This window comes from Microbacterium sp. (genome assembly GCF_035687345.1).
Taxonomy (GTDB): Bacteria; Actinomycetota; Actinomycetes; order Actinomycetales; family Microbacteriaceae; genus Microbacterium.
On record NZ_DASRXZ010000123.1, the window covers coordinates 20,805 to 32,168 of the forward strand.

The 11,364-nt window shown below is 70.7% G+C and carries 9 protein-coding genes and 1 tRNA gene; 6 read left to right on the forward strand and 4 right to left on the reverse strand.

All coding sequences use genetic code 11. The annotated features are described in order from the left end of the window. Positions 1-14 precede the first annotated feature (14 nt). The gene (locus VFF97_RS13915) at positions 15-1,745 is read left to right on the forward strand and encodes a DUF4012 domain-containing protein (protein WP_325034094.1); all 1,731 of its coding nucleotides are present in this window, start codon (positions 15-17) and stop codon (positions 1,743-1,745) included. Positions 1,746-1,751: 6 nt separating this feature from the next. Here VFF97_RS13915 and VFF97_RS13920 read toward each other — a convergent pair whose 3' ends face one another. From VFF97_RS13920 to VFF97_RS13935, 4 genes are all read right to left on the reverse strand, one after another. Continuing rightward, entirely contained in the window at positions 1,752-3,482 is a 1,731-nt protein-coding gene (locus VFF97_RS13920) for a bifunctional 3'-5' exonuclease/DNA polymerase (RefSeq protein ID WP_325034095.1), read from the reverse strand. Then, complete coding sequence (locus tag VFF97_RS13925) at positions 3,469-3,918, reverse strand: reverse transcriptase-like protein (protein WP_325034096.1); 450 nt, start codon at positions 3,916-3,918, stop codon at positions 3,469-3,471. The genes VFF97_RS13920 and VFF97_RS13925 overlap by 14 nt, the downstream gene beginning before the upstream one ends. Further along, the gene (locus VFF97_RS13930; protein WP_325034097.1) at positions 3,915-4,646 is read right to left on the reverse strand and encodes a zinc ribbon domain-containing protein; all 732 of its coding nucleotides are present in this window, start codon (positions 4,644-4,646) and stop codon (positions 3,915-3,917) included. Before VFF97_RS13930 ends, VFF97_RS13925 begins: the two co-directional genes overlap by 4 nt. A gap of 46 nt (positions 4,647-4,692) precedes the next feature. After that, positions 4,693-4,765 (reverse strand) — tRNA-Val (locus tag VFF97_RS13935). 176 nt (positions 4,766-4,941) lie between these two features. Here VFF97_RS13935 and aceE point away from each other — a divergent pair. From aceE to VFF97_RS13960, 5 genes are all read left to right on the forward strand, one after another. After that, positions 4,942-7,671: a pyruvate dehydrogenase (acetyl-transferring), homodimeric type gene (gene aceE / locus VFF97_RS13940; RefSeq protein ID WP_325034098.1), complete on the forward strand. Its 2,730-nt coding sequence runs from the start codon at positions 4,942-4,944 to the stop codon at positions 7,669-7,671. 8 nt (positions 7,672-7,679) lie between these two features. Continuing rightward, a complete protein-coding gene (locus tag VFF97_RS13945; protein ID WP_325034099.1) occupies positions 7,680-8,897 on the forward strand; it encodes a helix-turn-helix domain-containing protein in 1,218 nt (405 codons plus the stop codon). Between the two features lie 103 nt (positions 8,898-9,000). After that, positions 9,001-9,933, forward strand: a complete 933-nt coding sequence (locus tag VFF97_RS13950; protein ID WP_325034100.1) for an ACP S-malonyltransferase — start codon at positions 9,001-9,003, stop codon at positions 9,931-9,933. Next, positions 9,930-10,931: a beta-ketoacyl-ACP synthase III gene (locus tag VFF97_RS13955; protein WP_325034101.1), complete on the forward strand. Its 1,002-nt coding sequence runs from the start codon at positions 9,930-9,932 to the stop codon at positions 10,929-10,931. The genes VFF97_RS13950 and VFF97_RS13955 overlap by 4 nt, the downstream gene beginning before the upstream one ends. A 65-nt stretch (positions 10,932-10,996) precedes the next feature. Beyond that, positions 10,997-11,245 (forward strand): acyl carrier protein, encoded by a 249-nt coding sequence (locus VFF97_RS13960; RefSeq protein WP_325034102.1) that lies wholly within the window; start codon positions 10,997-10,999, stop codon positions 11,243-11,245. Positions 11,246-11,364 lie beyond the last annotated feature (119 nt).

The window sequence follows — 11,364 nt, forward strand, 5'->3', positions numbered from 1 at the left end:
GGAGCACTCGGGGGGTGCTCGTCGTCTCCTGGGTGCTCTTCGGGGCATTCATCCTGTCCCTCGTCTGGATCGGCTGGCGTGCGTGGCTCGTGAAGGATGAGCTCGAAGCGCTCATTCCGCTCGTCGAGCAGGCGAAGGCCGCGACCGAGATCCGCGATCTCGACGCGCTCGAAGCCGTCGCCGAGGAGACGAGCGAGCACGCCGCTCGCGCTGCGGAGCTGACCGGCGAGCCCATGTGGGCAATGGCCGAGGCCATGCCCGTCGTCGGCGCCAACTTCGCGGCCGTGCGCATCGTGTCGGAGAACCTCGACGCGCTCACCGGCACGGCGGTGCTGCCCCTCACGGACGTCGTCCGCCAGGTGCAGGAGTCCGGATCGGCGGGCGGCGAGTTCGACCTCGCGACGATGGCCGCGGCCCGGGAACCGCTCTCCGCGGCGGCGGACACGTTCACAACCGCTGCAACGGAACTCACGAGCATCGACCCGTCGAAACTCGTCGGTCCGGTCTCCGAAGGCGTGACGACGCTCGCCGACTTCGTCGGCCACGCTGCCCCGATCGTCGACGCGTTCGATCGCGCCGCTCGCGCACTCCCGCCCATGCTGGGATCCGACGAGCCGCGTCAGATCCTCGTGATGGTGCAGAACGGTGCCGAGCTGCGCACGGGCGGCGGCATCAGCGGCTCGTTCATCCTGCTCAGCGCGGCAGAGGGCCGCATCTCCATCGCCGAGCAGACCGATGCGGCGGTGTTCCCCGTGCTGGGCGAGCCGATCATCGAGCTGCCCGAGGCGGTGGCCGACCTGTACGGCGATGTCGTCGGCGAGTGGGTGCAGAACACCACGATGCCGTCCGACTTCGACCTCACGGCCCAACTCGCGGTCGCGTGGTGGACGAATGCGGGCTACGCGGAACCCGACACGGTGGTGTCGATCGATGTGCCCGCGCTGGCCGCGATGCTCGGTGCGATCGGACCCATCCCGCTCGACGACGGCCGCGCCCTCGGGCCCGACAATCTTGTCGAGATCCTCCTCACCGAGCCCTACCTGACGATGGACGGCGAGGAGCAGACGGCGTTCCAGCGGGCGATCACCCGGAACGTCTTCTCGCACGCGATGTCGGCGTCACTGTCACCCCTCACGTGGGGCGAGGCGCTGATGACGCCGATCGAGGAAGGGCGCATCTCGGTGTGGAGCGCGCGACCCGAGGAGCAGGCCGTCTTCGACGGCACGATGCTCGCGGGGCCGGCCGCCCGACACGAGTCCGCTGACCCCGCGGTGTCGATCTACCTGAACGACGCCACCGCCGGCAAGCTCGACCTGTTCCTCGGCGTCGAGATGGGCCTCGTCGAGCTCGACTGCCGCTCCGACGGGCGCCACGACCTCGTCGTCGAGGTGACCCTGACGAACGAGGCACCCGAAGACGCGGGCGAGCGGTTCTCCGACACGATGACGGGCGCCGGTCTGGCAGGCGTACCGCGAGGACACATCGCGACGAACGTCACCGCGGCAGGACCCGCCGGATCCTTCGTCGGCGGCGTCCGGATCGACGGCGAGCTGAGCCGCACGCGCCTCGCGACCGAGAGCGGATTCCCCTCGAGCGTCGCGCGCGTCACGCTGGCTCCCGGCGAGTCGAAGACGATCGAGTTCCGGTTCGTCGCGAGCGGCACGGGAGACGTGAACCCTGACCTCCTTCACACGCCCTTGCTGCGCGAGCCGACGATCAAAGACATCGACGCGTCCTGCCGCTGACCGCGGTCAGCTCTTGTCGGCCGTGCGCGAGATGCGCACCTCGAGCGGGAAGTCGACGGGGAAGTCGCCGAACAGCAGCCGCCCGGCGTTCGTCGCGGATTCCTGGACGGCGACGGCCACCTCCTCGGCGAGCGCCGAGGGTGTGTGCACGATGACCTCGTCGTGCAGGAAGAACGCGAGATGCGGATGCCGCGCGAACACCGGCCCGGACCGCGGCGCCTCCGCCCCGTCGCTCGGGGACTCCATGCGGTCGAGGCGTCCGCGCAGATCGGCGAGCCACGACAGCGCCCATTCGGCGGCGGTCCCCTGCACGACGAAGTTGCGCGTGAACCGGCCGCGATCGCGCGCCCAGCGGCGCGCGCGCGTCTGATCGGCGGCGGATGCCTCGGCCTGCGTCGCTTGGGACTGCGCGGCGCGCCAGCCCTCCGACGGCGGCGGTGAGCTGCGGCCGAGCCACGTCGTCACGACTCCCCCGTCCTCGCCGGTGCGAGCGGCCTCGTCGACGAGCGCCATCGCACGCGGGAACGTGCGCCGAAGGCGCGGGACGAGTCGCCCGCTGTCACCCGTGGTGGCACCGTACATCGCCCCGAGGATCGCGATCTTCGCCTCCTGACGTGTCTCGACGATGCCGGACTCGACGATGCCCGAGTAGAGGTCCCTCCCCCGCGCGGCGTCGGCGAGCGCGGCATCGGACGACATCGCCGCCAGCACGCGCGGCTCGAGCTGGGCGACGTCGGCGACGACGAGGAGCCACCCCGGGTCCGCACGCACGGCGGTGCGCAGCATCCGCGGCAGTTGCAGCGCTCCGCCGCCCGACGACGCCCAGCGCCCGGTGACGACTCCGCCGGGCACGTACACGGGGCGGAAGCGCCTGTCGCGCACCCACTCCTCGAGCCAGGCCCAGCCGTTGGCCGTGAGCAGGCGCGACAGCTTCTTGTACTCGAGCAGGGGCGGGATCGCCGGATGCCGCTGCTCCGCGAGCTCCCACCGGCTGGTGGTCTCGACGAGGATGCCCGCGCGGTGCAGCGACCGCAGGAGCTTCGGCTGGGAGTCGAGCGAGGCCGTCGGGTCGCCCAGCGCGAGCCGCACCTCGCGCGCGAGCGCCTCCATGCGCGTCGGCAGGCCCCCGCCGGGCGGACGCTCGCCCAGGGTCTCGACGAGGATCGTCTCGTGCGTCGCCGCATCCCACGGAAGTCCGGCCACCCGCAGCTCGACCGCGATGAGCGCACCCGCCGACTCCGCGGCCGTGAGGAGGCGAAGGCGTCCGGCCTCGCTCGAGTGGGCGATCGCGTGCCGTTGCCGCTCGAACTCCGCGGCGGTCGACGCGAGGTCGTCGGGCGGCCCTGTCGGTCCGTCGTCGAAGCTGAACAGCGCGGATGCGTCGTCGACCGCCTCCACGTGCGGCGCCGCGTCCCATTCGCCGGCACGCCTGAGGCCCGCGTCATCCGTCACGAACACCGAGTCGCGCAGGATCGCATGGCACAGCCGCAGGTCATGGCATCGCGCGACGCGCACGCCCGCATCGAGCAGTGGGCCGTACCACGCGGGCGTGTCGCTCCACACCCACCTCGGGCGATGCGCGGCCTCGCGGGCGGCGACCCACGCGGGGAACTCCGCGCGCGCGACGGTCGTGCGGTCGCGCTCACGGCCATCGGCGTCGAGCTCGAGCCCCTCGACTCCCCCGGCCGCACGGCCGAGCACGATCCACGCGGGCGGGAACGCCTCAGGCGTTTCCATCGCCGAGCTCGCGGCGGAAGGACTCACGCAGGTCCATCGACGCGTTGGCCGCGGCATCCGCCCTCGCGTTCGACAGCCGCGGCACCCACTCGAAGGTGACGTCGCGGCCCGCGATCAGTGCCTGCGCGCGGCGCGCGAGCACCTGCATGTCGGGGTGCTTGACCTTCCAGCGACCGGTCATCTGCTCGACGACGAGCTTCGAGTCCATGCGGACGAGCACGGATGCCTCGGGGTCGCGCTCGAACGCCGCCTCGAGTCCCGCGATGAGGCCGGTGTACTCGGCGACGTTGTTCGTCGCGATGCCGACGTACGCGCCGATCTCGGTGAGCACCTCGCCTGTCTCGGCGTCGATCACGACCGCGCCGCCGGCCGCCGTGCCGGGGTTGCCGCGCGAGCCGCCGTCGGCCTCGACGATGAGGCGGCGCTGCGCGCTCACAGGCCGGACTCTTCGGTGCGCACGAGGATGCACCCGCACTCGGGGCACGTCACGACGGCGTCTTCGGCCGCTTGGCGCACGGCCTGCAGGTCAGTGCCCGCGAGCACCATGTGGCACCCTTCGCACGTGCCGCGCCGCAGGAGCGCGGCCCCCGCGTTGCGCGTCGCCAACCGGTCGTACAGGGCGAGGAGGTCGGCCGGGATGGTGTCGGCGATCGCAGCGCGGTCGCGTGTGGCCGATTCGAGAGCAGCGGATGCCTCGGCGACCACACGCTTGCCTTCGGCGCTGAGCTCGGCGCCCTGCTTGTTCGTCTCGGCGATGAGCGCCTCCTGCTCGGCCACGGCCGCTTCGGCCTGCTCGAGACGCTCCATCACCTCGAGCTCGGCGTCTTCGAGGTCGCTCTTGCGTCGCGCGAGCGATGCGAGCTCGCTCTCATAGCCCTGCGCCTCCTTCACGTTGCTCGTCGCGGCGAGGCGCTCGGTGTCGCGCGCACGCCGTGCGTCGACGACGGCCACGTCGGACTCGACGCGTGCGAGCTCCGCGCGCAGGTCGTCGCGCGCTCCGAGCCGCGTGGCGAGCTCCTGCGAAAGCTCCTGGCGACGTGCGAGGAGTTCGTTGACGCGCGCCGCCTGCGGCGGGTTCTTGCGCGTGCCCTCGGCCTGTCGGATTCGGGCGTCGAGATCGGCGATGTCGAGGAGACGGCGCTGGTCGGCAGGGCTGGCGTTCACGCTGACCAACCTATCGCGGGCGGAGGACGCGGCGGAGAACGAGCGGTGGGCCCTGCCGGGATCGAACCGACGACATCCACGGTGTAAACGTGGCGCTCTACCAGCTGAGCTAAAGGCCCTTGTGGCAAGTCTACGAGTCGAGGCCCCTCCGGCCCCGCATCCGCCTCCCCAACGATCCGAAGGGCCCGGAACTCGCTAGGCTGGAGGATGGTGCGTTGTCAGAAGCGAACAAAGCCCGACACGCCTCGTACCGCAGGGACTGGCATGATCTGCCAGACGACGAAAGGTCTCTTCTGTGACTGTCCACGACCAGGATCCGTACTCGCAGGAACCGCTCGACAGCGACCCGGAGGAGACCGCCGAGTGGCAGGAGTCGCTGCAGCAGCTCGTCGACGCGAACGGGCGTTCGCGGGGCCGCGAGATCATGCTGAGCCTGCTGCAGACCTCGCGCGAGCTCCAGCTGAACGTTCCGCAGGTCCCGACGACGGACTACATCAATACGATCGCGCCGGAGAACGAGCCCGAGTTCCCGGGCGATGAGGAGCTCGAGCGCCGCTACCGCCGCTGGATCCGCTGGAACGCCGCGCTGACGGTCCACCGCGCGCAGCGCCCCGGCATCGGCGTCGGCGGTCACATCTCCACGTACGCCTCGTCGGCCTCGCTGTACGAGGTCGGCTTCAACCACTTCTTCAAGGGCCTCGACCACCCTTCGGGCGGCGACCAGGTCTTCATCCAGGGCCACGCCTCCCCCGGCATCTACGCGCGCTCGTTCCTCGAGGGCCGGCTCACCGAGCAGCAGCTCGACGGGTTCCGTCAGGAGAAGTCGCAGTTCCCCAACGGGCTGCCCTCCTACCCGCATCCGCGTCTCATGCCCGACTACTGGCAGTTCCCCACGGTGTCGATGGGTCTCGGGCCGATCAACGCCATCTACCAGGCGCTGACCAACAAGTACCTCACCAACCGCGGCATCAAGGACCTCTCCGAGTCGCGCGTGTGGGCGTTCCTCGGCGACGGTGAGATGGACGAGGTCGAGAGCCGCGGCCAGCTCCAGATCGCGGCGAACGAGGGCCTCGACAACCTCACGTTCGTCGTCAACTGCAACCTGCAGCGCCTCGACGGCCCTGTGCGCGGCAACGGCAAGATCATCCAGGAGCTCGAGAGCTTCTTCCGCGGCGCGGGCTGGAACGTCATCAAGGTCGTGTGGGGCTCCGGCTGGGACGAGCTGCTCGCGAAGGACGTCGACGGAGCGCTCGTGCACCTCATGAACACGACGCCCGACGGCGACTTCCAGACGTACCGGGCGGAGGACGGCGCGTTCATCCGCGAGCACTTCTTCGGGCGCGACGAGCGCACCGCCGCCCTCGTGAAGGACTGGTCCGACGACGACATCTGGGGCAAGCTCCGCCGCGGAGGCCTCGACTACCGCAAGGTGTACGCCGCGTACAAGGCCGCCGTCGAGCACAAGGGCCAGCCGACCGTCATCCTCGCGAAGACGATCAAGGGCTATGGTCTCGGTCACCACTTCGAGGGCCGCAACGCGACCCACCAGATGAAGAAGATGACGCTCGACGACCTGAAGCACTTCCGCGACTCGATGCGCATTCCGATCAGCGACGCGCAGCTCGAGGAGGACCCGTACCAGCCGCCGTACTTCAACCCCGGCCCCGAGGACGAGACGATCCAGTACATGCTGGAGCGTCGCCGCGCGCTGGGCGGCTTCCTGCCTGAGCGCCGCTCGCACCACGTCGACATCACGCTTCCGGGCGACGAGGCGTACGCGCTGCCGAAGAAGGGCTCGGGCACGCAGGAGATCGCCACGACGATGGCGTTCGTCCGCCTGCTCAAGGACCTGTTGCGCGCGAAGGACTTCGGTCACCGGATCGTGCCGATCATCCCCGACGAGGCGCGGACGTTCGGCATGGACGCGTACTTCCCGACCGCGAAGATCTACAACCCGCACGGCCAGAACTACACCTCGGTCGACCGCGACCTGCTGCTCGCCTACAAGGAGAGCCCGCAGGGGCAGATCATGCACGTCGGCATCAACGAGGCCGGGGCCGCCGCCGCCTTCACGGCGACGGGCACGTCGTACTCGACGCACGGCGAGCCGCTCATCCCCGTGTACGTCTTCTACTCGATGTTCGGATACCAGCGCACGGGCGACGCGTTCTGGGCCGCGGGCGACCAGATGACGCGCGGCTTCATCATCGGCGCGACCGCGGGTCGTACGACGCTCACCGGCGAGGGCCTGCAGCACGCCGACGGGCACTCGCCGCTCCTCGCGTCGACGAACCCCGCCACGGTCGCGTACGACCCGGCCTACGGCTACGAGATCGCCCACATCGTGCGTGCGGGTCTCGAGCGCATGTACGGCGGAGAGCACCCCGACCCGAACGTCATGTACTACCTCACGGTCTATAACGAGCCGCTCGTGCAGCCGGCCGAGCCCGAGGGCGTGGACGTCGACGGCATCGTGCGAGGCATCCACCGCATCTCCGTCGGCGAGGGCGACGGCCCCCGCGCGCAGCTGTTCGCGTCGGGCGTCGGCGTGCCGTGGGCGCTCGAGGCGCAGCAGCTCCTCAAGGAGGACTGGGGCGTCGTGGCCGACGTGTGGTCGGTGACCTCGTGGAGCGAGCTGCGTCGTGACGGCCTCGCCGCCGACGAGCACAACTTCCTCCACCCCGAGTCCGAGCCCAAGACCGCGTACCTCACCGAGAAGCTGCGCGACGCAGAAGGCCCGGTCGTCGCGGTGAGCGACTACATGCACGCCGTGCAGGACCAGATCCGCCCGTGGGTGCCGAACCGCTTCGCGACACTCGGCGCGGACGGATTCGGCTTCTCCGACACGCGTCCCGCGGCCCGTCGCTTCTTCAAGATCGACGGACCCTCGATCGTGGTGCGGACGCTTCAGGAGCTGGCCGCCGAGGGCAAGGTCGACCGGGGTCTCGCGGCGCAGGCGATCGAGAAGTACCGCCTGCACGACGTGTCGGCCGGCACGAGCGGCAACGCGGGCGGCGAGAGCTGACCCGGGCGATGCCCGAGACGACGCCGCTCGACAAGGCCGAGACGCTGGCGTGGCTGCGCCGCATCTCGGGCGACCTCGCCACGGCGACGATCAAGCGGCTCGAGGAGACGCTGCCCTGGTACGCCGAGATGCCGCCTGCGCGCCGCTCGGCCGTGGGGCTCGTGGCGCAGGCGGGCATCACGTCGTTCATCCAGTGGTACGACGAGCCCAACTCCACTCCGTGGATCGCCGCCGACATCTTCGCCGCCGCCCCGCGTGAGCTGCTGCGCAGCGTCAGCCTCCAGCAGACGCTGCAGCTCATCCGCGTCACGGTCGAGGTCACCGAAGAGCGGGTCGCGGGGCGCGGCGAGCATCTGCGCGAGGCGATCCTCCTCTACTCGCGCGAGGTCGCCTTCGCTGCTGCCGATGTGTACGCGAGGGCGGCCGAGGCCCGCGGCCTGTGGGACGCGCGCCTGGAGGCGCTCGTCGTCGACTCGATCCTCACCGGCGAGGCCGACGAGGAGCTCCCGAGCCGCATCGCCGCCCTCGGGTGGCACGGCCACGGCGAGGTCTCGGTGCTCGTCGGCACGACGCCGCCGCAGTTCGACATCGATCAGCTGCGTCGCACGGCGCGCAAGCTCGGGGTCGACGTGCTCGTGGGCGTGCAGGGGTCGCGGCTCGTACTCGTGATCGGGCGGGCCGAGGCATCCGGTCGCGCCGACGACACCCCCACCGACCTGCCGTTCCTCGACATCGCGAACCGCCTCGAACCCGGCTTCGGCAGCGGGCACCTCGTGCTCGGGCCGACCGTGCCGGCGCTCGTGGACGCGGGCCAGAGCGCCCGAGCGGCGCTCGCGGGCTTCGCGGTCGCGCGCGCGTGGCGGCACGCGCCGCGCCCCGTCGAAGCCGACGATCTGCTGCCCGAGCGCGCCCTCGCGGGCGACCCGCTCGCGAAGCAGACGCTCGTCGAACGCATCTACCGGCCGCTGCAGGCGCACAGTGCCGATCTCGTGACGACGCTGTGGAGCTACCTCGACAACGGCCGCTCGCTCGAGGCGACCGCGCGCGAGCTGTTCGTGCACCCGAACACGGTGCGCTACCGCCTCAAACGCGTGTCGGATGTCATCGGATGGGACGCGACGGGGGCGCGCGAAGCGTTGATCCTGCAGACCGCGCTCATCTTGGGATCCATCGGCACGGATGCCACGCGCCGCCGCACCGCGGCGACGCGGCGACCCGCCCACTGAAGTCTTCTGAAGCCTCCACCCCTGTGCGGCACGCACAAAGGACTCCGTCGATCTTGTGTGGAAGCCGCCAGATGAGACGCGCGATCCTTGGCAGGATGGGATGGTGATCATCGCCGTCTTCCCCGGTCAGGGGTCGCAGACACCCGGATTCCTCTCCCCCTGGCTCGAGCTCGAGGGGGCGCGCGCGCAGTTGGAGGCGTACTCCGAGGCCGCCGGTGTCGACCTCATCGCGGCCGGCACCGAGTGGGATGCCGACCGCATCCGCGACACCCAGGTCGCCCAGCCGCTCATCGTCGCCGCCGGCATCCTGTCGTGGGGTGCGCTCTCCGAAGGCTCCCAGGTGAAGCCGCAGGGCTTCGCAGGGCACTCGGTCGGCGAGATCGCGTCCCTCATCGCGGCGGGCGTGCTGACGCCGAACGACGGCATGCGGCTCGTCGGCATCCGCGGGCGCGCCATGGCCGAGGCGGCCGCGGCCGAGAAGACCGGCATGAGCGCCGTCATCGGAGGCGACCAGGACGCGGTCGTGGCGCGGCTCACCGAGCTCGACCTGACCCCGGCCAACTACAACGGCGGCGGCCAGCTCGTCGCCGCCGGCGCTCTCGACGCCCTCGCGGCGCTCGCCGAGAACCCGCCCGCGGGTACGCGCGTGATTCCGTTGCAGGTCGCGGGCGCGTTCCACACGCGCTACATGGCGCCCGCGGTCGAGACGCTCCGCGAGGCCGCGGCGGATGTCGCCGCATCCGACCCCACCGCCACCGTGTGGACCAACCGCGACGGCTCCGTCGTCTCGAGCGGCAAGGATGCCCTCGACCTCCTCGTGGCTCAGGTCGCCTCGCCTGTGCGGTGGGACGCCTGCATGGAGGCTTTCGCGGCCGCCGGTGCGAGCGGCATCATCGAGTTCGCGCCCGCAGGCACGCTCGTGGGGCTCGCCAAGCGCGCGCTGCGCGGCGTTCCGACCGTCGCCGTCAAGACCCCCGATGACCTGAGCGCGGCCGCCGAGCTGCTCGGCGCCGCCGAGAACGGAGCACAAGCATGACCGCCGGCGTCATCCAGCCCCAAGGGGCGGCCCACACCCGCATCTACTCGTACGGAGCGGCGCGCGGCGAGATCGCCGTGCCCAACGAGGACCTCGTCGGCCCCATCGACTCGAGCGACGAGTGGATCCGCCAGCGCACGGGCATCATCACGCGCACGCGCGCGGTGAAGGAGACGACCGCGATCGAGCTGTCGACGGATGCCGCGACCGAGGCCGTCGCGAAGTCGGGAGTCGACCCGGCCGACATCGACCTCGTCATCGTCGCGACGATCAGCAACCCGAAGCAGACGCCGTCGGTGTCGGCGATCGTCGCCGACCGCATCGGCGCGAACCCGGCCGCCGCCTACGACCTCAACGCGGCGTGCGCGGGCTTCGCGTACGGCGTCGCGCAGGCCGACGCCCTCATCCGCGCCGGTGCGGCGAAGTACGCCGTTGTCGTCGGCGCCGAGAAGCTCAGCGACGTCGTAGACCCCACCGACCGGAGCATCTCGTTCCTGCTCGGCGACGGCGCGGGCGCGGTGGTCGTCGGCCCGAGCGACACCCCGGGCATCGGCCCGACGGTGTGGGGCTCCGACGGCTCGAAGGCCGACGCGGTCGGCATGAACCACACGCTCGTCGAGTTCCGCGACGGAGCCGCGCCATGGCCCACGCTGCGCCAGGAGGGTCCGACGGTCTTCCGCTGGGCGGTGTGGGAGATGGTGAAGGTCGCACGCCAGGCCCTCGAGGCCGCGGGCGTCGAGGCATCCGATCTCGCCGCCTTCGTGCCCCACCAGGCGAACATGCGCATCATCGACGAGTTCGCGAAGCAGCTGAAGCTGCCCGACACCGTCGTGATCGGTCGCGACATCGAGACGACCGGAAACACGTCGGCGGCGTCGATCCCGCTCGCGACGCATCGGCTCCTCGAGGAGCACCCTGAGCTCAGCGGCGGACTCGCCCTGCAGATCGGCTTCGGCGCAGGACTCGTGTTCGCCGCCCAGGTCGTCGTGCTCCCGTGAGCGCCCCGCACCCGACCCTAGACTGAACTGGCCCACGGGCCCCGACCATCCAAGAAGGAGAAACCATGGCACTCACCAACGAAGAGGTCCTCGCCGGACTCGCCGAGCTCATCACCGACGAGACCGGGATCTCGGCCGACGAGGTCGCGCTCGAGAAGTCGTTCACCGACGACCTCGACATCGACTCGATCTCGATGATGACGATCGTCGTCAATGCCGAGGAGAAGTTCGGCGTCACGATCCCCGACGACGAGGTCAAGAACCTCAAGACCGTGGGCGACGCCGTCACCTACATCACGTCCAACCAGGCGTAGTCATCCGCGGACGGGCACGCGACCGTGCCCGTCCGCGACCTTTTCCCCCGAACCCTTCAGAGGATCCACGTCACATGAGCACCACGCGCATCGTCGTCACCGGCATCGGAGCGAGTTCG

Coding starts and splice junctions, on each gene's coding strand:
- VFF97_RS13920 (WP_325034095.1), bottom strand. CDS start 3,482: ATGGAAACGCCTGAGGCGTTCCCGCCCGCGTGGATCGTGCTCGGCCGT.
- VFF97_RS13945 (WP_325034099.1), top strand. CDS start 7,680: ATGCCCGAGACGACGCCGCTCGACAAGGCCGAGACGCTGGCGTGGCTG.
- VFF97_RS13955 (WP_325034101.1), top strand. CDS start 9,930: ATGACCGCCGGCGTCATCCAGCCCCAAGGGGCGGCCCACACCCGCATC.
- VFF97_RS13960 (WP_325034102.1), top strand. CDS start 10,997: ATGGCACTCACCAACGAAGAGGTCCTCGCCGGACTCGCCGAGCTCATC.